Genomic DNA, 23,558 nt, shown 5'->3' with positions numbered 1-23,558 from the left:
TCGATCGGTCTCGACAAGGGGGCGCCATGAAGGTGATTCTGTTCGGCGCGACCGGCATGGTTGGGCAAGGCGTTCTGCGCGAATGCCTGCTCGATTCCTCCGTCGAACAGGTTCTGACCGTCGGGCGCAGTGCCACCGGGCAGCCGCATGCAAAGCTGCGCGAGATCGTGCACGCAAATTTTTTCGACTTCTCCACGATCGAGCCGGAGCTGTCGGGCTACGACGCCTGCTTTTTCTGTCTCGGCATCAGCGTCGCGGGCTTGAGCGAAGACGCGTACCGGCGCATCACCCATGACATCACGCTCGCAGCGGCGCGCACGCTGGTGAAGCTCAACCCCGCCATGACATTCGTCTATGTCACGGGCATGGGCACCGACTCGAGCGAGCGCGGCCGCACCATGTGGGCGCGGATCAAGGGCGAGACCGAGAATGCCCTGCTGCGCCTGCCGTTCAAGGCGGCCTACATGTTTCGTCCCGGCGCGATCCAGCCGCTGCACGGCGCGAAGTCGAAGACGGCGTGGGTCCAGGCGATCTACACCGTGTTCGGGCCGCTGTTCGGTGTGGTGAAAGCCATAGCGCCGACCTATGTGACGACGACGGAGCAGTTGGGCCGCGCGATGATCCGCGTGACACAGTCTCAACCCGCGCAAAGAATCTTCGAGACCCGTGACATCAACGCCGCCTGACAGGCGACTTGCCGTCGAACCCATGCGTGGTTTTTCTCGCGACGGGCATGTAGCATTGGGGCCGCCGGATCCAGCCAAGCGGGGGGCCCCAGCCATGATCTTCGGGATGACCATTCAAGTCTTCATACATGTCCTGCTCAGCCTGGTCGGGCTGGTCACCGGCTTTGCTGCCGTGTTCGGCCTGTTGTCGGGAGAACGGCGCGACGGCTGGACCGCGGTGTTTCTGGCGTCCACGGTGTTGACCAGCGCCACCGGCTTTGTCCTGCCCGCGGACAAGCTGCTACCCTCGCACATCGTCGGCATCATTTCCCTGGTGGTGCTCGCGATCGCGCTGCTGGCGCGCTACGGCCAGCACCTCGCCGGCGCCTGGCGCTCGGCCTATGTGGTCACCGCGGTGATCGCGCTCTATCTCAACTTCTTCGTTTTCATCGCGCAGGCCTTCCTGAAGGTACCGGCGCTGAAGGCCGCGGCGCCGACCGGATCGGAACCGCCGTTCCTGATCGCCCAGGGCATTGCGCTGGTGCTGTTCGTGCTGCTGGGGATCGGCTCGGTGCGCCGTTTCAAGGGCCTCGGCACAGCCTGAACGGCCGGCGAGGCTCCGTGACACAGAAAGGACGGCGAATTCCCCGCTTTTCCCCGTCCTCCATCTGCCCAGCACCGCCTTGAGTCACCCGACTTTCGCCTCATTGGACTGAAAAGACTGGCTTTTCGGGGCGGCTTCACGGATTCGAGCAAAAGTTTTGCAATGCTCGCCCCATGCGCTTAACTCAGGCGCAGCAACACTTCAGGGGGCGGCATGGATCGCATTCGCATCGTCGGCGGCAACAAGCTCAACGGCACCATTCCGATTTCCGGCGCCAAGAACGCGGCCCTGCCGCTGATGATCGCGGCGCTTTTGACCGACGAGACCCTGATCCTGGACAACGTGCCGCGTCTCGCCGATGTCGCGCAGCTGCAGCGCATTCTCGGCAACCACGGCGTCGACATCATGAGCGCGGGCAAGCGCCCCGGCGATCATGAATACCAGGGCCAGACCCTGCACATCTCCGCCGCCAACATCATCGACACCACCGCGCCGTACGAACTGGTGTCGCGGATGCGCGCCAGTTTCTGGGTGATCGCGCCGCTGCTCGCGCGCATGGGCGAGGCCAAGGTGTCGCTGCCCGGCGGCTGCGCCATCGGCACCCGTCCCGTGGACCTCCTGATCATGGCGCTGGAGAAATTGGGCGCCGACCTGCAGATCGATGCCGGTTACGTGGTGGCGACGGCGCCCAAGGGGCTGATCGGCGCCGAGATCGATTTTCCGAAAGTCACCGTCAGCGGCACCCATGTCGCCGTGATGGCGGCGACGCTTGCCAAGGGCACGACCGTCATCCGCAATGCGGCCTGCGAGCCCGAGATCGTCGACCTTTGCGATTGCCTCAACAAGATGGGCGCGCGCATCTCCGGCGCGGGCACGCCGCGCATCGTGATCGAGGGCGTGAGCAAGCTTCATGGCGCGCGGCACCCGGTGCTGCCCGATCGCATCGAAACCGGCACCTATGCCATGGCGGTGGCCATGACGGGCGGCGATGTGCAACTGGCCGGTGCCCGGCCGGAACTGTTGCAATCGGCGCTGGACGTGCTGACCCAGGCTGGCGCCACCATCACCGTGAACAACGACGGCATTCGTGTCGTCCGCAACGGTGCCGGCATCAAGCCGGTGACGGTGTCGACCGCGCCGTTCCCCGGCTTCCCGACCGATCTGCAGGCGCAATTGATGGCGCTGATGACCCGCGCCGAGGGTTCCTCGCAACTCACCGAAACCATCTTTGAAAACCGCTTCATGCATGTGCAGGAACTGGCCCGGTTCGGCGCGCGGATTCATCTCGACGGCGAAACGGCCACCATTGAAGGCATCAAGAAACTGCGCGGTGCGCCGGTGATGGCCACCGACCTGCGCGCTTCGGTGTCGCTGGTGATCGCGGCTCTGGCGGCCGAGGGCGAAACCATGGTCAACCGCGTCTATCATCTCGACCGCGGTTTCGAACGCCTGGAAGACAAGCTGTCGGCCTGCGGCGCCACCATTGAGCGGATCAGCGGATAACCCGATGGTGCGGGCTCCGGCGCGGCGAAAACTGGCGGCGCTGGACGCGGATGATCTCTGTGTCATCTCGGCTCATGTGCAGGACGCCCGGGTCAATGTCGCCGACATCGTCTGGCGGCCGCGCGAGAGGCGCCTTGTGGTCGGCATGCGCCGGCTGGACTGGGACCAGGCGCTGGACGGCGGCCCGCAAGCCAACCGGCTGATTTCGGCGCTGCGGTTCGACCGGGTGCTGGCCTGCAAATCCCGCAACATTGATCTGGCGGCGTCGGAGACGGCGCTTGACCTGATCGGGATCGAGTTCAATCCCTCCGACCCGCCTTCCGGCAGCGCGGTACTGCTGTTTTCCGGCGGCGGAGCGCTGCGGCTGGACGTGGAATGCCTGGAGTGCGAACTGGCCGATCTCGGCCCCGACGACCTCGAACCCGACGCTCTGGATGAGGCCTCCGAGGGGGCTGACGGTGCTGCCCTGCTTCGGCCGGGCGGTTGACCCTGCAAGACCTCGCCGGGATCTAGCCCGGAGGGTTGACGGGGCGGGACCGGCAAGCCATTGAGCAGGGGCTTGGAGCAGGGGCTTTGAGCAGGGATTTTGGGGCAGGATGCCCGGGAAACCCCGACCGCCGCCGGAACATCTCATGCCGATCCGCCTCGACAGCCGCAGCGCCGATTTCGCCGAGCGCTTCAACGCCTTCCTCGCCATGAAGCGGGAGGTTTCCGCCGATATCGAGACCGCGGTGCGCGGCATCGTGGGCGACGTCATCGCCCGTGGCGATGCGGCGCTGATCGACGCCACCGCCAAGTTCGACCGGTTGCGGCTTGATGCCGCCGGCCTGCGTTTCACGGAGGCTGAGATCGAGGCCGCCGTGAAAGCGTGCGACGGCGCGACGCTGGACGCACTCGAGCTGGCGCGGGACCGCATCGAGGTGTTTCACCGGCGGCAATTGCCGAAGGACGATCGTTTCACCGACGCGCTCGGCGTTGAGCTCGGACATCGCTGGACTGCGATCGAAGCGGTCGGCCTGTATGTGCCGGGTGGCACCGCCGCCTATCCCTCTTCGGTGCTGATGAACGCGGTGCCGGCGAAGGTCGCGGGCGTCGATCGCGTGGTGATGGTGGTGCCGGCGCCGGACGGCAAGCTCAATCCGCTGGTGCTCGCAGCCGCCCATCTCGGCGGCGTCACCGAAATCTATCGGGTGGGCGGCGCGCAGGCCGTGGCGGCGCTCGCCTACGGCACCGCGACCATCGCGCCGGTGGCGAAGATCGTGGGCCCCGGCAATGCCTATGTCGCGGCCGCCAAGCGGCTGGTGTTCGGCAAGGTCGGCATCGACATGATCGCCGGCCCGTCGGAGGTGCTGGTGATTGCCGACCGCACGGCGAACGCCGACTGGATTGCCGCCGATCTGCTGGCGCAGGCCGAGCACGACGCCAATGCGCAGTCGATCCTGATCACTGATGACGACGATCTGGCCGAGCGTGTGATCGCGGCGGTCGAGGGCCAGCTGGCGACCCTGCCGCGCGCCGACATCGCGCGTGCCTCGTGGGCGGAGTTCGGCGCCGTCATCCGGGTGGCCGACCTCGATGAGGCGGTGCGGCTGGCGGATGCCATTGCAGCCGAGCATCTCGAAATCATGACATCGGATCCGGATGGCTTGGCGGCGCGGATCCGCAACGCCGGGGCGATCTTCCTCGGCGGCCACACGCCGGAGGCGATCGGCGATTATGTCGGCGGTTCCAACCACGTGCTGCCGACGGCCCGCTCGGCGCGGTTCTCGTCGGGGCTGGGCGTGCTTGACTTCATGAAGCGAACATCGATCTTGCGCTGTGGTCCGGATCAATTGCGCGCGCTGGGTCCGGCCGCGATGACGCTCGGCAAGGCCGAGGGTCTCGACGCCCATGCGCGCTCCGTCGGACTGCGCCTCAATCTGCGATGACAAAACCAGCGCCAGAGATTGATGACACCCGGAATCGCATCGTTGCGATCACCCTCGACGAAGAATCGATCGGGCGGTCCGGGCCGGACATCGAGCATGAGCGCGCGATCGCGATCTACGACCTGGTCGAGAAGAACCTGTTCGCGCCGGAGGGCGCCGCGGGCGGCCCCTTTACCCTGCATCTCGGCATCTCCGGTAACCGGTTGATGTTCGATATCCGGCAGGAGGATGCGAGCCCGGTGGTGGTGCATCTGCTGTCGCTGACGCCGTTTCGCCGCATCGTGAAGGACTACTTCATGATCTGCGACAGCTATTATCACGCCATCCGCACGGCCACGCCGGACAAGATCGAGGCCATCGACATGGGCCGCCGCGGCGTCCATGACGAAGGCTCGCACACGCTGATGGAACGGCTGAACGGCAAGGTGCGGATCGACTTCGAGACCGCGCGCCGGCTGTTCACGCTGATTTCCGTCCTGCACTGGAAAGGCTAGCGTGTGATGGTCCAGAAGGTCCCTCCAGCAGTCGCCGCGAGTCCGTCGAGGGACCTTCTGGACCACAATCACACGCTTGTCCTAGATTCTAGCGTCCTTTCGAAGCCGACGTTCGCACGGAAGGGCTGCCGCAATGTTTGAGCGAACGTCGGATTCGGGACGCTAGATGGTCGCGCCGGCGCGGGTGCGCAATCCGCAGGCCGTGTTGTTTTCGTGCGGGTTCAACAGCGTCCGCTCCCCGATGGCGCAAAGCCTGCTGCAGACCATGTTTCCCAATACGCTGTATGTCCGCTCCGCCGGGGTCAAGAAAGGCGAGCTCGATCCCTTCGCGGTGGCGGTGATGCAGGAACTCGGACAGGATATTTCCCGCTATCGGCCGCAGACGTTCGCCGAGCTGGAGGATTGGGAAGGGCTGAATTTCGACCTGATCATCACGCTGTCGCCGGAGGCGCACCATAAGGCGCTTGAACTCACCCATACCATCGCCGCCGAGGTCGAATACTGGCCCACTCCAGACCCGACCGGCACCGAAGGCACCCGCGAGCAGCGGCTGCAGGCTTATCGGGAGGTTTGCGACGGGCTGTCGTTGCGTATCCGCAAGCGGTTCGGCGGAACGGGGCGGGGACAGGCGTGAGCCGGCTCTAGCTTTTGTGATATTGCTTATTTTGCCCGGCTGCTGCTGTTGTCGAATGCCGGGCGTTCCGATAATTTCCGCGCCGATTGCAGTCCGTGGGCGACAACAACCTCGCGGCATCCCCCAGTTCGGATCGATGTAGCCCGCATGTTAGGCCGCCCCAAGCTCGTTCTCGCCTCCGGTTCGCCCCGCCGTCTCGGCCTGCTCAACCAGGCCGGCATCGAGCCCGACGCACTGCGTCCGGCCGATGTCGATGAAACGCCGAGAAAAGGCGAGCTGCCGCGCGCCTGCGCCACGCGATTGGCGCGCGCCAAGGCCGACGCTGCGCTGAAGTCGGTGCGGCTTGATGACGAATTGCGCGGCGCCTTTATCCTGGCGGCGGACACCGTGGTCGCCGTCGGACGCCGGATTCTGCCCAAGGCCGAGCTGGTCGACGAAGCCGCGCAGTGCCTGCGGCTGCTGTCGGGGCGCAATCATCGCGTCTACACCGCGATCTGCATCGTGACCCCGAAGGAATCCTTCCGCCAGCGACTGATCGAAACCCGGGTGCGCTTCAAACGTCTCAATGAGGACGACATCAAGGCCTATATCGGCTCCGGTGAATGGCGCGGCAAGGCAGGCGGTTACGCGGTGCAGGGCATTGCCGGCTCGTTCGTGGTCAAGCTGGTCGGCTCCTACACCAATGTGGTGGGATTGCCGCTGTATGAATCCGTCTCGCTGCTCGGCGGCGAGGGATTTCCGGTCCGGTTCGGATGGTTGAATGCCTCCTGACAAGGCGACCAGGTCCGTGAAAGCCAAGGGATGCCCGGTGTGCGGCAAGCCGGTTGTTGAAGCCTCGAAGCCGTTCTGCTCCGAGCGCTGTCGCAATGTCGATCTCGGCCGCTGGCTGTCGGGCTCCTATGTCATTCCCGCACGCGAAGAGGATGACGACCCCGAATAGGGCGTTAGTCACGCTGGACCGCTTGCACGGCACACCTCCTGTCTCACGGCCCAGACGTCGATTGCTTTTCCCGTTGCTGCTCTTCACACTTGAAGCACTGGAGCAGGTGACGGCATGAGGGGCCGATGTTGGATCGCCGTCATTTTCTGGCTGCCGCTCTCGCGGCGCCGTCCATCGCGACTTCACCTGCGCGCGCCGCCGACTGGCCCGGCCAGCCGGTGCGCCTGATCGTCCCCTTCGCACCGGGCGGTGCCACGGATGTGATCGGACGTCTCCTGGCCACGCGGCTGTCCGAGATCTGGGGCCAGCAAGTCGTGGTCGACAACCTGCCTGGCGCGGACGCCAATATCGGCAGCGAGGTCGCGGCGAAGGCGGCGCCGGATGGTTATACGATGGCAGTGATGTCGGTGCCGCTGGCGGTCAACAGGTTTCTCTATGCCTCGCTGAGCTATGATCCGGTGGCCGATTTCGCGCCGGTGTCGCTCCTGGTGATGCAGCCGAACATCATAGCGGTCTCGAACGTGTTGCCGGTCAGGTCGGTGGGCGATTTCATCGCCCATGCCAAAGCCAATGCCGGCAAGCTGCGTTATGCGTCGTCCGGCAATGGCACCTCGCTGCATCTGTGTGGTGAGCTGTTCAAGCGTTTGGCCGGTGTCGAAATCATCCACGTTCCCTATCAGGGCGCCGGGCCGGCCATCGGCGATCTCATTCCCGGCCGCGTCGACGTGATGTTCGACAACGTCTCCTCGATCCAGCCGCATGTGAAATCGGGCAGCGTGCGCGGCCTTGCTGTCACCACGGCGCGGCGCATCCTGGCGACGCCGGACCTGCCGACCATCGCGGAGGCGGGTGTTCCCGGGTTCGACGTGTCGTCGTGGTTCGCCCTCTATGTGCCGGCAAAGACGCCGCCGGAGATCATCGCCCGCATCAACCGCGATTCCGCCGCGGCCCTCCAGCATGCTTCCGTCAAGCCGCGGTTGGAGGAACTCGGGTCCGAAATCGTCGGATCGACGCCGGAGGCGCTGGCGGCCCATCTCGCCGCGGAAATGGACAAATGGGGGCCTGTGATCCGGGACGCCAAAATCCGGATCGATTGACTGCTGGCCCGGCCGCCGGCAACGCCGCCAAGAAACGGCCTGCTTTCAAAGTCTTACAGCCGGGGCCGCGGTGGAAAAGATGTCCACTTTTTGTCCGTCCCGGCTGGACAGAAGGCCTTAGGCTCACTATAAACCGGCGCTCTTCCCGGCGACCGTTCGGGCAAGACGCCCAGGTAGCTCAGTTGGTAGAGCATGCGACTGAAAATCGCAGTGTCGGTGGTTCGATTCCGCCCCTGGGCACCATTCCTGCTTCGCGTTGGTGGCGCTTCGCAGGACATGTCCCATTCGGCCTTTTGCCCTGGCGCCCCACCCATGACCCCGACCAGCCAGCTACAACATCACCATCGAAGCGCGCGCCTTCGTGACGCTGGTGCATGCCCCCGCCATCGTTGGAATGATGTCTGTGTGTGAGGCCAAAACGGACTCTGGGCGCGCAGCGTTGAGCTTTCGCTTTCGCCCCGAGGCGGATGCAACATCACTTGGTGTCACGCACTTCGAACGCATCCATAAGCGCGATAATGCGCTGCTGCATGTCCTCGAGTTACGGAGTTACGGTGACACCCATTAGCCGGCCCCTCGTCAAGGGTGCAAAACTACTTTTCAGCAGCGCGAGCTGCTCAATGTTTCGTTCGTCGTTCCAGCGATAGTGTTCGAGCCGCGCCCGTTTCTTCGGTTTGTGGCTGCGCCGCATCACGGATCGCGCCAGACACCCATGAGGATCAAGCATCGGCCCGATTGAGGCCTGCGCCCTGGCGGCATAGCCGCCCCAGAAGAACGTTGGTACCGAGCCGCATCCAAAAGAATTTCACAGAACCGTGGCTACCGGCGTGCCGGCGCCAATCTCCGAATGGCTTGCGGTGCGGGCGATCGTCGTCACTGCAACTGGTGACGGCGATCCGGCGTCCAATTCAGTGCAGCTGGTTGCGACCCCAGTCACCGTACGTGGCTCGCCGGATCGTCGTCGTCCTTCAGGCAAAGCAGCGCGTTACGTCGAACGGTTTGCTCTCCTTCAGGATGTGGTAGCAGGCGCGCGCCAGCTTGTGCGCCAACGCCTTGGTGGCGACAATGTTGTTGGTCCGGGCCTTCTTGCGCTCGTGGAAACGCTTGGCCTCTGGGCAAAACCGCACGGCAAAATTCGCCGCCTCGACGAACGCCCAGGCGAGATACTTATTGCCGTTCTTGACGTTGCCTTCGCCTTTCTTCTTGCGATTGCTGGTGTGCACGCTGTTGACGCAGCGCGCGTAGGACGCAAAGTTGCCGACGCCGGCAAACCGATCGATCGGACCGGTTTCCAGAAGAATGACGGTGGCGAGCGTCGGGCCGATGCCGGGTACGCTAGTCAGGAAGCCGTAGTGAGGTCGGGGTTTGACGCATTCTTGCAGGCGCTTTTCGAGGACCGAGATCTGTGACTGCAGGGTCGCGATGACCGCGACGTTGGTCTTGATCGCCAGGCCGACATCGGCCGCCAGCGGCATATTGTCGATTGCGTCGGCGGTCAGGCGCTTGATCTGATTGCTGGTCATCCGCCCACCCAATTGCCTGGCCATGATGTTCTCGACCGCGAGGACATGCGTGGTGCAGCAGTGCACCATCTGCATGCGCTTGCGCGCCAGATCGCGGACGACGCGGTGCTCTCGTGGCAGGATCGTGCCCGTCGGCAGGATACCCAGCCGCAGCAGGTGGGCCAGGTGCTGCGCATCCGTCTCGTCGCCACTGTGCTTGAGTCCGTCGTATTGCTTGATCGCGGCGGTGTTGGCGAGGTGCACGTGGAGTCCCGCGTCCTGCAACCCGTCGACCAGCCAATACCAGTTGTAAGTCGACTCGACCACGACGCCGGCCAAGTCATCTTGCCATCGAGTTAGAAATCCGACGATCTTCGTGATGTCGTTCGGCAGGCGCTTCTGCGCCACAACGCGATCGGCATCGTCGATGATCGCGATAACGCTGTTGTTGGAATGCAGATCAATCCCGCTGTACATCATCTTCGCCTCCTTGTGGCCTAAAGTGATTCGGTGATGCCGAATTCACATTAGCCCCACCGCCTTCTGTGTTGCGAAGGCCGGCTAGATGATCTTCAGTGCATTTAATTTTTGCTCGCAATTAAATGCACTGTCACCATAATTTTCCCAACGGCAGCGGAAGCCATCATGCGAGAAGCGCGCGCCTTGCGAGGCGAAATTCGGGAGGCCGCGGAGGCATTGTGCCGTGGAAAATCCGTGCGCCTTGCGCCGTTTAACCGATTGCTCGCAGCTTTGCCGGCGCAGCCGGGGCTGGTTAGGGATGGAGCGGGATACGTTCACGATTTGCGGGGCGCTGATCCTGAGGAGCCGTTATGGCCAGTTCTCTGGTCACTGACGGCACTTCTTTCATCGAAGGACGCAGCTCGATTGGGTTGTTGCCAAGCGCAAGGTTGCGGCTGGTTTTTCGTTGATGAGAGTCCAAACCATTCACGAGCTTGGTGTTCCAGCGAGGTCTGCGGCAACCGGGAGCGCGCACGACGGGCTTATTCAAAGCGCCGACCGGTACGCTCCCCATAAGATTTGCCCGAATAAATTTGCGTCAGCCTGCTTGCCCACGATCAAATCGTCCACCGGCTGAGGCCTTCCGGGACCATACCGCAATCGAACATCTTGTTGCGATCGGGGCCGCGGGCACTCGCAAAGTTGCAATGGGGTGAGCGAAGCGAACTGTTTTGAGTTTGTCGTGCCTTCGGGCGTCATTTCCTGCTTGCCCCATTTTTGGATTGACGATGAGGATATAACTGTATATACAGATAATTATATAATCTCGTTGATGCGGCGCGGCCATTTAAGGAGTTAGATGGTGCCTCCCCGTTTTGCTATCAGGATGAGCGTGCCCTTCGGCTTGATCGCGTGGGGAACAGTTGCGGCCCTCTACATTTGGCCCGCACTGCGCGGCCTGGAGTTGTCGGACGCGGTGCGGCCGCTGCTGGTTCTTCATAGCTTCCGGTATGTCGGCCTTGCGTTCTTGGTGCCTGGGGTCGTTTCCCCGGATTTGCCTGCTGCGTTTGCAAGACCTGCTGCTATCGGCGATGTCGTTGCAGCGCTCCTGGCACTACTAGCGCTCTTGGGGCTTGGTAACGCGGCAGGCACGGCCTTGGTATGGATGTTTAACATCTGGGGCAGCGCGGATCTCTTGTATGCGTTCTATATCGGAGGTCGTCTGGTCGGCGCTCGAAAGCTTGAGGCCGCGTACTTTGGGGCAACATATTTTATTCCGACCTTCTACGTGCCGTTGTTGTTGATCACGCATGGCTTAATATTCTGGATCTTGTTGAACGTAGCGAGCCATTAGCGGAAACGCACTTTCGGGCTTTGCCGCATGTTCGTCTCATATTGGACAGCCGAACTTGTCATTCTGCTGGTCCCGTCGCCGGTGCGTCGTCTGCTATTTCGACGGCCGCATGCCCGGGAGTTTGGGCAGGGCTGGATCCAGATGGTCCCAGGCGTGCCCGCGGGATGCGAACATCACAAGCTCCGGTTTGAAGCCGGATGGATCATCCAGCGTGCCAACATAGACGCCGAGCATGTCGGGCTTGGAAACAGGCTTATTGTAAAGCGGCGAGCCGCAGGACCCGCAGAACCCTTTTATTTTCTGCTCGCAGGAATCAGCGATGCGCATGATTTCGGTAACGTCGCCGGTGACGCTGAGCGCGGCGCGCGGGAATACCATGACACTGGAAGCCGCGAAGCGGCACTGCCGCAATCTCGTAGCGGATTTTTCCGCAGGCACAACGACCCTTGTACAACGTCACGCAAACCTCCTTGCAGACAGCCGCCCTGGCACATCGAGATTGTTATGCCTTCCGACGAAACTACCTCAAGTTAGCCGTCTTCGTTACCAGGCGATCGAGTAACTCGTTCAAGGCGAGTCTTGACTTCTGGCCGAGTACTTCTTCAGCAGTTTCATGGGCCTGACGCCAAAGCGGGAGTGCTTTGGACCATTCACGTTGACCCTTTTCAGTGACCCGAATTGTCCGAACCCGTCCATCGGAGGGGTCGGAAGCGTCCTTCACCAGGCCCCTTGCTTTCAACGGTTTCAGATTCCGGTTGAGTGTCGTCGGATCCGTGCCCAAGGCTTCTGCGATCGCTCCGATCGATAGATTGTCTGGCCGAGCCATCGAAGCCAAGATCGTGGCCAAGAGTCCGAACTGGGTCACAGTGAACCCAGACGGTTCGAGGATATGATCGTAGATTTGCGTCAGGCGCCGTGTTGCTCGTCGCATACTGAGGCACGTACACCCGGCGACCTCTCGCAGGTCTTTGTCCATTTCGTGCGGTTCTCCAATCAATCCGGCGTTGGTGATGATCGTGAGGCTATATATGTATATGCAGTAAAATGTGACTTTTCGAAAGGGTTGGTCGCGCTTCTGGAGGAGGACGCGGTCTACGCGATGCGGGCAGCGCCTCTGTAGGTGCGAGAGAGTCTGCAGCCCTCTGTGAGAAAATTTTCCGGAGGCCGATGAATCCCGCCAAGTCGCTTTGTCTTCACAAGCGACGCCGGACAGAAGAGGACAGTCATGAGCAGCGAAAAGATCTTCGAATACGATCTCGATATCACGGCCGTGACCGACTACGGCGCGAACATGGAGGCTCTGTTTACGGGGCGAGAGAATGTGCCGCTGCAAGGCGCTCAATTCGACGTCGCGCTCTCGGGCTCCATCAAGGGTCGCGTAACCGGGGCGATGCGGGGCATCGACTACCTGCGGGTACGCGCCGATGGCCGCCGGGAGCTCGATCTCCGGGGAACCATCGAAACCGACGACGGAAATCGTATTGCGTTTTCCGCTGACGGCGTCGGAACCCCGCGAGACGGTGAGCCGATCGTCGACTTGGCCGTGAAGATACATCTCCTGACGGCCGCGGCGGCCTATGCCTGGGTCAACGCTCGACCGGCCTGGGGCGCTGGCTACGCGAACCTGGCCACCGGGAAGATCCGCATCGACGCGTATCTGCACTGACTCCCCGGCCGCCGGCAGGCACAAGACCCAAAAAGTCTTGGCCCGACCGATGAGTTTCCGGAGGCCTGCGGTCTCCACAACATCAACAGCTGTCGATCAGAGGAGTTCTGGACCATGTCATCGGAGAATGGGTTGTTGCGCGGCAAGCGTGTGGTTGTGCTGGGCGCCAGCCGCGGCGTCGGCCGCGAGATTGTGCGAAATGCGTCGGCCGAGGGTGCGCAGGTCCTGGCGGTCGCCAGGCACGCGCACGGCTTGGCCGATCTCGAAAAAAAGATGCGGGGCGTCGACACGCTGGCGCTGGACGCCGCCTCGGAAGCCGCACCGCTGAAGGTTCTACGACAGGCGAAGCCCGACCTGTTGGTGATATGCGGCGGCGCCACCCCGCCGACCCGTCCGATGTCCGAGCTGAGCTGGGCCGAATTCGGCATCAACTGGGAAGTCGACGCTAAAATGGCGTTCCTGTTCTGCCGCGAGGCGTTGCGGTTGCCGCTCGCGCCGGGCTCGGTCGTGGTGATCATTTCCAGCGGCGCCGGTCTTGGCGGGTCGCCGATTTCCGGCGGCTACGCCGGTGCCAAGCGGATGCAGATGTTCATCGCCAAGTACTGCGAGGCCGAATCCGATCGCCGCGAACTTGGCATCCGCTTCGTGGCGCTCGTGCCTTCGCGCGTCATGCCCGAGACCGACCTCGGGCAGGCTGCGGTGAATGGCTACGCCCAATACCTCGGCGTTCCCGCGGAAAAGTTTATCGAGAACATGGGCCCGCGACAGTCGCCCACGGATGTCGCCAAGGCGGTCCTCGACATCGCGATGAAGCCCCCGGCGGAACCGGGATCGATCTTCACCATTTCAGCCGAAGGCGTCGCGGCAGCGAGTTAAAGATGCCAGACTGGACGAGCTGCGCAGGCGGAAAGTCGAGGGTGTTGCGATGAAAGACAGGATGCTGGGGAGCTCTGCGGGAGACACCCAGCCCAGCCGCGCCGACTTCGCCGAGGCAGCCGAGATGCATCGCCGCGCACTCAAATTGCACTGCTATCGCATGCTCGGGTCTCTGCACGAGGCCGAGGATGCGGTCCAGGAAACCATGCTGCGGGCCTGGCAGGGTTTTGACGACTTCGAGGCGCGCGCCTCGATCAAGAACTGGCTCTACCGGATCGCGACCAACGCGTCCCTGAACATGATCGCGAGTCGTTCGAGGCGCGGCCGGATGATGCCCGATCAGGTGGAGGGCCCGGCGACCCAGAAGCCGCAGGGGCGCCCGGATACCGGGACGCTGTGGATCGAGCCCTATCCCGACGCCGAGCTGGAGAGCCTCCCCGATCCCGCTGCAGGGCCAGATGCCCGCTACGAGCTACGTGAGTCTGTCCGGCTCGCGTTCGTCGCGGCGATCCAGCAACTGCCGCCGCGTCAGCGGGCAGTGCTCTTGCTGGCCGACGTCATGGGCTGGTCCCCGATCGAGGTCGCCTCCGTGCTTGATGCTTCCGTTGCGTCGGTGAACAGCGCCCTGCAGCGGGCCCGGGCCAAGCTGGCCACGATCGACCGCGACGTTCGACCAGCCCCGATGACAGACGAACACCAACGGAGCCTGCTCGAGCGGTATGTGCAGGCTTGGGAAAGCGCAGACCTGGAACGGTTCGTCGCGCTTCTGAAGGAAGACGCCGTCTATGCGATGCCTCCGTGGCGAGAATGGTATCGGGGCCGCCGTTCGATCGGGGATTTCTTCGGCGCTGTCTGGCCCGCCTATCGCGGCTTTCGGCTTGTTCCCGTCGGCGCTAACCTCCAGCCGGCCTTCGCCCTCTACACCCTCGGCGCCGAGGGGCGCTGGAACGCACATTCGCTACAGCTTCTGTCAGTGGACAGAGAAGGGATCGCAACCTTCGTGGCCTTCATGCAGCCGCTCGCCCAAAGGCTTTTCACGGCATTCCAGTTGTCGACCATCCGGGAAGCCTGATGGTTCTGCGCGCGCCCCTCCGACAGAAAAACTGGGCGCCTCCGATGGCGGTGCAGCCGACCTCCGTCAACTACGCCAAGCGCTCAGGCCACCATAGTAAGGACAAACAGCGGTTCGTCGTGTCGGTGGTTGCGTATGATTCCGTCCCTGGGCACCATTTTGCTACCATCCAAGATAGAACCACGAACCGTTATTTTGCCGATTTGAGATCCTTCAAGAGGGGAGCAGCGACAGCCTCCTCAGCGATGGAGAGGCCGTGCAGTTGCATCGCCGTCGTCAAGCTTTCGTCCCAAGATGCACGTAAGGCCCTTCCGGTGAGCTTCTGTCCGAGTTTTGATGCTCCTTTAACGGCCGAAACGTAGTCGATGGCATCGAACCGCCAGGAACTGGCCCCATGCTCGCGCATCATGTGATTGCCGATGCGGACACCCGCCCAATCGAAATCGCCATGATAGTGAAGCCTCGCACCCGCTTCGGTCAGTTGCGAGAGCAGGCACCTCTGTGCCGCGGCGGGCATTCCGTCGGTACAGACCAACGGCTCGCAGCCGGCGCCCCAGCGATCGGCAGCGATGGCCACAAGGTTGGGGTTCTCGCAGACGTAGACCTTTCGACCCGCCACCCTCCATGCCGGAGGCGTGCGCAAGAGCGACCGCAACGAGGCGTAGACGGGCTCTCCCGGAAATTGTCCGTACCTCTCTATGCCCTCGACGGGCAGATTCAGGAACAAGGCGGGCCGCGCCAATTCGTTGACCAGGACCCCGGCCTTGGCCCAGACGTCGCGGTCGCGCTCGGCCCGTTCGGCGGGCTCGATTTCGGTCTCCCCTTCCGGCTCGTCGAAGCCTTCGTCGCCACCGGTCCGCGCGATCGGTCGCCGCCAGATCGTCAGGATCAAGGTCGCGGCCGGCCTGCCGCTGTCGAGGGCATGTGCGTCTCCCAGGGCTTCGGCCGCCAATTGCGAGCGCGTGACGGCATCGGCGGGCAGTCGCCGCAGCGTCGCTTCGACCCTGCGACACAGCTCGATCGCCGCATCCGGCCGCGACCCTGAAAGCCGCTTGAGCAGACCTAACCCCTTGGGGGTCCGCAGCAGCTCGACGAGCGCTTGGTGGGTGCATCCGTCGAGAACATACGACCACATCTCTCTCGATGCGCGCCGCGTTTCTGCCAGGTTCGCGATCGGCCCGTCGATGATTTCGAGCGCATCGCGCAGAGACATGGCGATGCCGGAATCGCGGAAGGTCGCATCGACCCGGCCGACTTCGACCTGCAGCGAGGAGGAATGGCGGACATGGCGGCCCAGCAGCGACGCCAACAGGGCGTGCTCGTCGGAGGTCAGCTTGCCGATCCGGAAGCTTTCGACCTCCTCGCCGACCGGTGCCCGGGCGAACCGGTCGCGAAGCCGCTTGCGGAGGTTCGAGTATTCGGCTCCTCCGAGCAGGCGCTGCAGCCGTGGCTCGATCGGCGGCCTCATGAAGGCGCGAACCTGCGGTCGGGATCGCTCTCGCGTGCCTTGGCTCTGCCGTCCCAGCTCCAACGGGAGACGAAGACCGCGTCGATTCCTTCGCGCCGCTGTAGCTGGCAGATCGCGACGCCGGGAAGCTCGGCGTAGCAGGCCCATTCGCGTTCGCTTGTGATGACGAAATCGAGATCGAACTCACGGATCAATCCCATGCAGTGCGCCCTCGCGGCGTCGTCGATTCCGGCGAACGCCTCGTCGAGCAGCATCAGACGCGGCGCCAGCGGAAAACTTCCCTGGCTGTAGAAGCTCGCTATCGCGGCGAACAACGGCACGGTCAGTCCGAGTGCCCGCTCGCCGCTCGAGGCGGGGCCGGAGAGCTTGCGCCAGTGTCCGTCCTGCCAACGCTCGACCCTGAAGCGGTGCCAGCGCCTGTAGTCCAGGGCACGGGAGAGTTGGTCTATCAGTGGTCCAGCCGAATCCCTGCTTGCTCCCGAATCTGCGCGCTCTCGCTCGGCCGTGATGCGCTGTTGCAGCATGGCTCCGACGACCTTCCGGTCCTCGGCCGACCACAGATCCGCGTTGACGTTCAGCAGACGTTTGCGTGCGGCTTCCAGTCCGACGGGAGCGCCTTCTTCTTCCGTCAGCGTCGGCCATATCAGGCGGTAGCGCACTCCGGTCGATGTCGGACGGCTGTGCAGTTCCTTGTTTATCGCGTCCCGCCGGATTTCCGCGGCCTGCAGCAGGCGTTGCACTTCAGAGGCGATCTCCGCCTGCAGGTGATTTTCCAGCACCGTCCGCTCGCTCGCGGTCAGGAGTTCGCTCCGCTGGGCGATCTCCTCGGCGAGACGCGCCGCGAGCATGTCGGGACGCTCCGGCCTGTTCTGGTAGATAACGTGCGCGATCAATCCCCAATCGTTCTGCTCGGCTTGGGCCCGGTGCCCGAGCGCGCTGAGCGCGGTCTGCAACTCCGTCAGTTCTTCGCTGATCTGCTTTTGGACGCGCGCCCACGCCTCGTCCTTGTCGTCGAGCGTTGACAGCGCCTGCTCGGCGCGTCGGGCGAGCCCCAGGGCCGGATCGATCGTCCAGGGACCACCCATGTCCGGCAACACGACCTGCGGAATCGCGGCGGCCAGAAGACCGGTCGCGGTGAACTGTTGAAACCTCGATATCGCCTCGCTGCGCGCTTCGCTCCGCTGTTCGAAGACGCCGGTCGCGGTCGTGACCTTTTCGTGAGCGACCGCGCGCGTCTCCCCTGCGTTTTTCAGGGCTTCCTCCGCACCGTCCAGAGCGACCTCAGCGGCATCGGAGGCCGCGCGCGCTTCGTTCAACTGGCGCCGCAATTCCTCGACCTTCGCACCGATGGCTTTGCGCAGCACGTCGAATCGGACGGCGGCCTCTTCGGCCTCGATTCTTGCGGTCGCGAGCTGGCTTTCATGAGCTGCAGCGGTCTCTCGCGCCTCGCTTTCGCGGACGCGTTGCCGTTCCAGATCGGGCAACGTGAGGCGTACTTCCAAGACGGCTTGCGTGAGCCGCAGTTGGTTTTCCTGGTAGCGTCCCAGAGCCGCTTCGACGGCCGCCAATGCGGAAGGTGACGCCGGAAGCCGAAGGTCGGCGGCGTCGGTGGCGCGCCGTCGCCCCACCGAAGCGAGTTCTTCTTCACTCGCATGGAATTGCATCGCGGCTTCGGTCAACCGCTGGCGAGCCGTTGCCGCCTCGCGAGCGGCGGTCGCGGCGGCGAGATGGGCGTTGCGCAGCGCATCGTCGGTCGGCGCACGGCGCCATTCGTCGGCCGCTTCGTTCTGATCCCAAGCCAGTCCGTCGAACTCCGCCTGCAGTCCGATCGTCTCGTCGGCGATCTCCGCCAGCCGTTCCGAGATTTCCGCCGACCTTCGAGCGCGGGCGGCGGCACGTGCGGAGTAGCCGATGTGGACCGCTTCCGTCTTCTCCCACGCACCACCCAGGGCCCCGAGCCGAAAGCGGCCATCGGGAGCGATCCAGGATTCGGCCTCCGCGGGCTCGTCGTCCGCGCAGGAGATTCCGCGCAGGATGCTTTCCACGATCGCGTTAGGTACGCCGCTGTCGGCCGGCACGTCCGCGCGCAGCCAGTCGGCGAGCGAGGGCGATTGAGGCCGTCGTTCGAGCATCTGCGCGTCTCGAAAGGGTGTGCCTCGATCGGACGATTGGAGGCGACCGTCGGGCGAAAGCCAAGCATCGAGGAGCCCGGCGCCCTCCAGCGCGGCTTCCAATCCGGCACGTTGAGGAAGCGTCACCGAGGCGTGAAAGTCCACCAACCTCCAGAGAGGGGCCCCTTCGCGCCCCGTGCGGGCTTCGGGATCGCGGGTATGCGGCGGGGACGGCTCGGGATCGATCCCGCCTTCCAGGCGGCTGCGTTCTTCCTCGAGATTTTTGCGTTCCGTCAACAGGCCTTGCCGCCGACCTTCGAGCGCGATGCGGGTCGCCGCCAGGCGCTCGCTGGTCTGCTGCTGCGCGTCCTGCAGAAGTCGACGCGCGGGATTGTCGCCGGTCGGCGTGACGACCCACTCGGATAGGGAGGCGAGAGTCGCGAAGCGGTCGTCCGACGTGACGCGATGTTGCTTCAAGCCTGCGAAGCAACTCTCCCATGCCTCGATCAGGTTTTGGCCCTCGCGCTCCACGCCTGCATCGGCCGATTCGCGTCTCTCCGCGGCGGCATCGGCGGCGTCCTGACATTCGTCTCGGAAGTTTCGGCGTTGCGTATTCAGCAACTCCGCCGCCACCACTTCGGCATCCCGCCTCCGCAACGACGCAATCTCCTCGCGCCGGCCCTCAACGAGGGCCCGAAGCTCGGAGCCGGCCTTTTCGAAGGTCTGAGGCGTCAACGCCGCAAGCCGTTCGGCGTCGAGCTTGGCGATCGGATTGTCGGCATGCGCATTGAGGACTCCGGCCGTGTCGGCGAAGGCTTCGCATTCCCGGCGCAGATCGGCGACGCGTCGTTCGATCTGCCGAACTCGCTCCGCCGCGGAGTTGGTCTCCCCAACGCTGGACCTCAATCGCCGGCTCGCGGATTCCATCGCGCCTTCGGCGCTGGACAGAGCCCTCTGACGCCCTTCCGCGTCCTTTTCCGCCGATTCCAGGCGGTTCGCGTCCTCCATCCCCGCTCCCGAGCGAAGGGTTTCGAGGCGGGATCGCTCGCGTTTGAATTCGACTTCGGCCGTATCGCAAGCTTTGCGCGCCTCGGCCTCGGCGGCCGAAGCGGTCTCCAGTCTCGCTTCTGCCTCGCCGCGCGAACGACTCGCATTGTCGAACTCCGTCTGGGCCTGACGCAGCGTGCGTGCCTGCCTTCGCGTCTGCGTGCCCGCGTAGACCCGGTATCTTTGGTCGAAGCGATCGACGGCCTTGGCGAGCGACTGGTATTCCTCGAGCTGCTGGCGATCCTCTTCCAGTTGGCCTAGCGCCTCGGCGACGTCGGCCAGCAGCTCCGGAGCCAACGGCGGCAATGCTTCCGTCAATGCATTCGACAACGCCGTCTCGTCGGGCTTCTTCGACAATTGCGGCTGACGCAATTGGATCAGCGTATCCATCAGCGCGTCGTAGCGCCTGGCGCCCAGATGAAAAAGCCGCTCGTCGACGGCGCGACGGTAGTTCGCCGCGGTGTCGAACACTTGACCTCGGCCTTCGAGAGCCTCGCGCAGACGCTCCTTGGTGAGGACCACTCGCTGCTCGCTCATCAACCATAGATCCTGATTGATGCGGGTCAGTTTGTCCGCGTCGTCCAGGACGAAGAACCAGCTTTCCACGTTCGGACGCGAGGCGACGGCGGAGAGGCCGGCGCCGAGCGTGAGATAGTGTGGCGTGCCGTCGTTGCCGAGACGGCCGAACTCGATCCAGGAATAGCCGACCCTGCGGTCGTAACTATTCATCAGCAGATTCCACGACATCTTCTTGCCGTTGTCGCCGTCGGGCTCGATGCGAGAGGGCTTTAGCTGTCCATCGAACAGAAAGGGAAGCGTCAGCGACAGCACCTTCGATTTGCCGGTACCGTTGTTGCCGCGTAGCAGCAGGTGGCCGTCGCGAAACCAGAATTCTTCGCTGTCGTACTGGAACATCTCTACCAGCCCGAGGCGCAGGGGCTGCCAGCGATCCCGGACCGGAATCGGCAGCGCCGGTCGTTCGGAGGTCGCGGCAAAGGAGGTGGGCCGTTCGTTCACGCCGGGCCGATCCCTTCGGCGATCGACGCCCGCCGTGCATCGGGAGGATCTCGGATTTCGGCCTCGCCGAGGCCGAAACGGGCTATCGCTGGCAACGGTCGGATTCCCTCGCTGCCGCGTACAACGAGTTGAAGCTTTTCCAACCGTTCGATGGCGATGTCGGCGAGTTCGCGCTCCGCCCCGGCTTCGCGGGCGGATTTCCGCCAATATCGACCGTATCTGATCTTGGCATCGCGGAGAAAAGCGATGATTTCGTGCTCGGAGAACTCGATCCGATGCGGATTTGCGCCCGCGTCGAGGGCATCGGGTCGCTTGAGCGCACCCGCGAGATATTCCGCGACGAGCAGAGTGGCATGGGCATCGGTGCCTTCAGCCGGCATGGCGACGTCGGTAAGCAAGCAAGTCTCGTCCACAAGCGCCAGGCCTTCGGCCCGATGCTCCGCGGTCAGAGCCGAGGCTTCGCAAAGACGTGCGGACATGGCTCCGCGTTGATTGACGAAATATGCCCTAGCCTCGGCATCGAGCGTCTCGACGTAGATCACGGGATCGTCGAGGAGGCGGCGCGCGAGTTGGTGGCGAAGCGCGGTGCGACGTCCCTCGTCGCTATCCGCGACGTGCTCGTCGACCAGCGCGCTCAGGCGTTCCTCGAGGGTCTCGGGGGCATCCTCCGGTCGCCACGTCGATGGACCGCGCACGGCGGCGAGCAGGCCGGCGAGCGTCCGGCGCTGCACGTCGTAGAGCGCGTCGGCCTGCTCGCCTCGCGTCTGCACGAACGCCTCTTCGTCGCCGACGACGCGTTGGAGCACTCCGATCTCCAGCAGCGTCCGGCAGACCGCCACAAGTTCGCGACGCTCATGTTGCGTGCCAAGCGTGAAGGCGAAGCCAAGCGATGTCAGAACGGGCTCGGCAGCGAGTTGCAGCAGCCTCTCGCCCAGCAGACGCAACGTGATCTGCGATTCTGAACGCTCGAGCGCGGCGCATGCGAGGCATAGTAGGACGTAGCGGCGCCTGTCGTAGTCGGGTAGCCCGCGCGTGGTCGCGGACAGTTCGGCGGGTCTCTTATACAGACGAGCCCCCTCCTGTTCGATATGCAGAGGCCACCCGGCTTCGCGGGAGAACCAGGCACGCAGTACGTCGGCCTGCCGGCGTACCGAGGGGAATTCGTCGTGGGCCGGCGTCATCAGCGGGGTCATCAGGAGCGCGCGGACCGCCGTCCTGAACTCCTCGCGTTGATGTTTGCGCTGCTCCTGGCCGATGTTGCTGCTTCCTCGCGTATCCTCGGCGCTGGACATCAGCGCAAGTCCTGCGTCGGCGTAATTGTGATGAGGTGATCGCGACCCGAAAAGATGCCGTGCGGCGTCGATATCTCTGCCCGGGTTTCGGCCGCCAGAGGCGTGAGGTCGATGTGGAGCAGGCCATCGCCCGTCTGCCGGGACACAGCGGCTTCCGGATGTGTCTGTTCCGTCAGAGCTTCGCCGAGTAGTCCGAGAAAGAGACCGAAGGCATGTCCGTCGAGCTCTCCCAGATCCGAAAGTCGGATGGAATGGCCGGTCGCGAGACGCCGGCGCGCGGCCTCTACCTGCAGAAACTCCTCGGCCAACTCCCGCGCCAGCCGTGCGCGGGCTTCGGCGCGATCCCGGATCCTGGCCATCGGCCCGCGCGGCGTCGCCTCGCCGTATTCGCGCAGCCGAGGATGGATCTTCAGTGGTGGAGCATCGGCCCAGCGGGTGCTTGCCGGCAGATCGGCGTCGGCGTCCATGTTCAGCGCGAAATGTCGGGCAGGATTGAGCGCGAAGGCTGCGCGTGCCAAGCGGTGAGCCTCGCCGTCGTTTTGACAGGCGACGAACCAGTTGGCCAGTATCCGGAAATCCGCCGATCGATCGCTGCGCCCGCTGCGGCGCTCGTTGAGCGCGGCGATCGCACCGAGGAGTTGCGGGATCGCAGATCTTGCTCTCGCTCGCAACAGTTCGGCCTGAGAGGGTTCGTGGCCGCTGCGGAAAAACCATCCATGGAGGCCTTTCCAACGTTCGCGCCAAGCGTTCCAATGGGACGTTTGTGCTTCGACGCGATCGGTTTCGTTTCCTGGGGCGGCGTCGCGCGCCTCGCGCGCTGCGACCTGCTGCAGCAAGACGTCGATACGTGGATCGAGGGCGAGGATGTGGCCCGCGATTGTATCGGAGCGGCGCACCAAGTCGCCGATGAAACGTTCGAGATAATCTATCAGCTGCCGCTTGTAAGTCGATACGGCGCTGGACTCGGCCTGCTGCAGCTCGATGCTGCGGGCGACGCCCGCCATGAAGGCCTGCGCGTTCTCCGCCAGCCCCTCGAATACGCGCACGAGGTCGCGCAGCGTTTCGTGAACTTTCGCGACATCGGGTTCCCGCTCGCCCGCAAGCGTCTGCAGGGCTCGCAAGCGATTTGCGATGTCCTCGAGTGCGACAGTTTGCAGCTCGGCGCGCCGCTGCAGCGTTTGTACGAAGAGCGTCAGCGCAGCCTCGACGGCCTCTCCACCCTGGGAGAGACGGTAGAGGAAGCGGGCGCGGTAAAAGTCGCTGAGACTTGAAACTCGCGCCGTATCGGGATGCGATTCTAGGTTTCCCCAGACGGTAAGCTGAGTGAGGGCCACGTTGACTTCCTCTATTCGAGGGGGCGCGCCGCTCCACTCTGCCTCGGCCAAAACCTCGTCGGGTCTGAGTTGCAAGCGGTATTGCCGTTTGGCCGCCGCAAAGACGTCCATGATGCGGCGATAGAATTCCGATTTATCGGCGCTTACGTGCCTAAAAAGGTCGGCCGACTCGCTCACGCTTCGCATGGGGCCTCATACCGAAGGTCCTCCACCCTAGCGGAGGGTTCGCGCAATACGCTAGTAGAATTGCTACTGGGTTGCACTCGATCCAGGGTCTAATCCGCGATGAAAGGCTTCACTCTGTCGATCTTCAACACACTGGGTGGAAAATTATATAATAATTTCAATTATATATGAGTTCGCAATTTTATACTGAATGGCGCACCATAAACTTCAAGACCTCTTTTCCTTCAAGAAGTTAAGCCCTATCAAAGCGTTGTGCTTGCCCGCCTGTGTAACAAGGGTGAGTTACAATGCTATTCCGGGCAGTGCGTC

General features: G+C 63.7%; 22 protein-coding genes and 1 tRNA gene. 16 read left to right on the top strand and 7 right to left on the bottom strand.

Annotation, left to right across the window (positions count from 1 at the left end; all coding sequences use genetic code 11):
• Positions 1–26 precede the first annotated feature (26 nt).
• The 11 genes from RS897_RS05915 (at position 27) to RS897_RS05865 (ending at position 8,108) form a co-directional block, all read left to right on the top strand.
• Positions 27–686, top strand: coding sequence for a Rossmann-fold NAD(P)-binding domain-containing protein (locus RS897_RS05915; RefSeq protein ID WP_315835656.1), 660 nt, complete (start codon positions 27–29; stop codon positions 684–686).
• 106 nt (positions 687–792) lie between these two features.
• On the top strand, positions 793–1,269 hold the full coding sequence (locus RS897_RS05910; protein WP_315835655.1) for a hypothetical protein: 477 nt from the start codon (positions 793–795) through the stop codon (positions 1,267–1,269).
• A gap of 213 nt (positions 1,270–1,482) precedes the next feature.
• Entirely contained in the window at positions 1,483–2,772 is a 1,290-nt protein-coding gene (gene murA, locus RS897_RS05905; RefSeq protein ID WP_315835654.1) for a UDP-N-acetylglucosamine 1-carboxyvinyltransferase, read from the top strand.
• A gap of 4 nt (positions 2,773–2,776) precedes the next feature.
• Positions 2,777–3,259 carry a DUF2948 family protein gene (locus tag RS897_RS05900; protein ID WP_315835653.1) on the top strand — a complete coding sequence of 161 codons (483 nt, stop codon included), beginning with the start codon at positions 2,777–2,779 and terminating at the stop codon, positions 3,257–3,259.
• A 145-nt stretch (positions 3,260–3,404) separates the two neighbouring features.
• Positions 3,405–4,700, top strand: coding sequence for a histidinol dehydrogenase (gene hisD / locus RS897_RS05895; RefSeq protein WP_315835652.1), 1,296 nt, complete (start codon positions 3,405–3,407; stop codon positions 4,698–4,700).
• Entirely contained in the window at positions 4,697–5,194 is a 498-nt protein-coding gene (locus RS897_RS05890) for a UPF0262 family protein (RefSeq protein WP_315835651.1), read from the top strand. Before hisD ends, RS897_RS05890 begins: the two co-directional genes overlap by 4 nt.
• A gap of 166 nt (positions 5,195–5,360) precedes the next feature.
• Positions 5,361–5,828: an arsenate reductase ArsC gene (locus RS897_RS05885; protein WP_315835650.1), complete on the top strand. Its 468-nt coding sequence runs from the start codon at positions 5,361–5,363 to the stop codon at positions 5,826–5,828.
• A 147-nt stretch (positions 5,829–5,975) separates the two neighbouring features.
• Entirely contained in the window at positions 5,976–6,599 is a 624-nt protein-coding gene (locus RS897_RS05880; RefSeq protein WP_315835649.1) for a Maf-like protein, read from the top strand.
• Positions 6,589–6,768: a DNA gyrase inhibitor YacG gene (gene yacG / locus RS897_RS05875; RefSeq protein WP_315835648.1), complete on the top strand. Its 180-nt coding sequence runs from the start codon at positions 6,589–6,591 to the stop codon at positions 6,766–6,768. The genes RS897_RS05880 and yacG overlap by 11 nt, the downstream gene beginning before the upstream one ends.
• A 125-nt stretch (positions 6,769–6,893) precedes the next feature.
• Positions 6,894–7,865: a Bug family tripartite tricarboxylate transporter substrate binding protein gene (locus RS897_RS05870; RefSeq protein WP_315835647.1), complete on the top strand. Its 972-nt coding sequence runs from the start codon at positions 6,894–6,896 to the stop codon at positions 7,863–7,865.
• Positions 7,866–8,032: 167 nt separating this feature from the next.
• A tRNA-Phe gene (locus RS897_RS05865) sits at positions 8,033–8,108 on the top strand.
• 725 nt (positions 8,109–8,833) lie between these two features.
• Here the strand turns inward: RS897_RS05865 and RS897_RS05860 are convergent.
• Complete coding sequence (locus RS897_RS05860) at positions 8,834–9,847, bottom strand: IS110 family RNA-guided transposase (protein ID WP_315832213.1); 1,014 nt, start codon at positions 9,845–9,847, stop codon at positions 8,834–8,836.
• 108 nt (positions 9,848–9,955) lie between these two features.
• On the opposite strand from RS897_RS05860, the gene RS897_RS05855 reads away from it, so the two are divergent.
• The gene (locus RS897_RS05855) at positions 9,956–10,402 is read left to right on the top strand and encodes a CGNR zinc finger domain-containing protein (RefSeq protein WP_407654441.1); all 447 of its coding nucleotides are present in this window, start codon (positions 9,956–9,958) and stop codon (positions 10,400–10,402) included.
• Between the two features lie 310 nt (positions 10,403–10,712).
• Positions 10,713–11,180 carry a hypothetical protein gene (locus tag RS897_RS05850; RefSeq protein ID WP_315835645.1) on the top strand — a complete coding sequence of 156 codons (468 nt, stop codon included), beginning with the start codon at positions 10,713–10,715 and terminating at the stop codon, positions 11,178–11,180.
• A 93-nt stretch (positions 11,181–11,273) separates the two neighbouring features.
• On the opposite strand, the gene RS897_RS05845 is transcribed toward RS897_RS05850, so the two are convergent.
• Together RS897_RS05845 and RS897_RS42245 are read right to left on the bottom strand one after the other, a co-directional pair.
• Positions 11,274–11,558, bottom strand: a complete 285-nt coding sequence (locus tag RS897_RS05845; protein WP_315835644.1) for a GFA family protein — start codon at positions 11,556–11,558, stop codon at positions 11,274–11,276.
• Positions 11,559–11,700: 142 nt separating this feature from the next.
• Positions 11,701–12,111: a MarR family winged helix-turn-helix transcriptional regulator gene (locus RS897_RS42245; RefSeq protein ID WP_407654534.1), complete on the bottom strand. Its 411-nt coding sequence runs from the start codon at positions 12,109–12,111 to the stop codon at positions 11,701–11,703.
• 294 nt (positions 12,112–12,405) lie between these two features.
• Here RS897_RS42245 and RS897_RS05840 point away from each other — a divergent pair, with 294 nt between their 5' ends.
• The 3 genes from RS897_RS05840 (at position 12,406) to RS897_RS05830 (ending at position 14,794) form a co-directional block, all read left to right on the top strand.
• The gene (locus RS897_RS05840; protein ID WP_315835643.1) at positions 12,406–12,846 is read left to right on the top strand and encodes a DUF3237 family protein; all 441 of its coding nucleotides are present in this window, start codon (positions 12,406–12,408) and stop codon (positions 12,844–12,846) included.
• 114 nt (positions 12,847–12,960) lie between these two features.
• Entirely contained in the window at positions 12,961–13,722 is a 762-nt protein-coding gene (locus tag RS897_RS05835; protein ID WP_315835642.1) for an SDR family NAD(P)-dependent oxidoreductase, read from the top strand.
• 49 nt (positions 13,723–13,771) lie between these two features.
• Positions 13,772–14,794 carry an RNA polymerase subunit sigma-70 gene (locus tag RS897_RS05830; RefSeq protein WP_315835641.1) on the top strand — a complete coding sequence of 341 codons (1,023 nt, stop codon included), beginning with the start codon at positions 13,772–13,774 and terminating at the stop codon, positions 14,792–14,794.
• 190 nt (positions 14,795–14,984) lie between these two features.
• On the opposite strand, the gene RS897_RS05825 is transcribed toward RS897_RS05830, so the two are convergent.
• The 4 genes from RS897_RS05825 to RS897_RS05810 are packed head-to-tail and all read right to left on the bottom strand — an operon-like array spanning position 14,985 to position 23,249.
• Entirely contained in the window at positions 14,985–16,262 is a 1,278-nt protein-coding gene (locus tag RS897_RS05825) for a TIGR02679 family protein (RefSeq protein ID WP_315835640.1), read from the bottom strand.
• A complete protein-coding gene (locus tag RS897_RS05820) occupies positions 16,259–20,437 on the bottom strand; it encodes a TIGR02680 family protein (RefSeq protein ID WP_315835639.1) in 4,179 nt (1,392 codons plus the stop codon). The genes RS897_RS05825 and RS897_RS05820 overlap by 4 nt, the downstream gene beginning before the upstream one ends.
• Positions 20,434–21,729, bottom strand: a complete 1,296-nt coding sequence (locus RS897_RS05815; protein WP_315835638.1) for a TIGR02678 family protein — start codon at positions 21,727–21,729, stop codon at positions 20,434–20,436. The genes RS897_RS05820 and RS897_RS05815 overlap by 4 nt, the downstream gene beginning before the upstream one ends.
• Positions 21,729–23,249, bottom strand: a complete 1,521-nt coding sequence (locus RS897_RS05810; RefSeq protein WP_315835637.1) for a TIGR02677 family protein — start codon at positions 23,247–23,249, stop codon at positions 21,729–21,731. The genes RS897_RS05815 and RS897_RS05810 overlap by 1 nt, the downstream gene beginning before the upstream one ends.
• Positions 23,250–23,558 lie beyond the last annotated feature (309 nt).

The organism is Bradyrhizobium prioriisuperbiae (assembly GCF_032397745.1).
GTDB lineage: Bacteria > Pseudomonadota > Alphaproteobacteria > Rhizobiales > Xanthobacteraceae > Bradyrhizobium_A > Bradyrhizobium_A prioriisuperbiae.
This window is presented reverse-complemented; position numbering and strand designations above follow the sequence as displayed.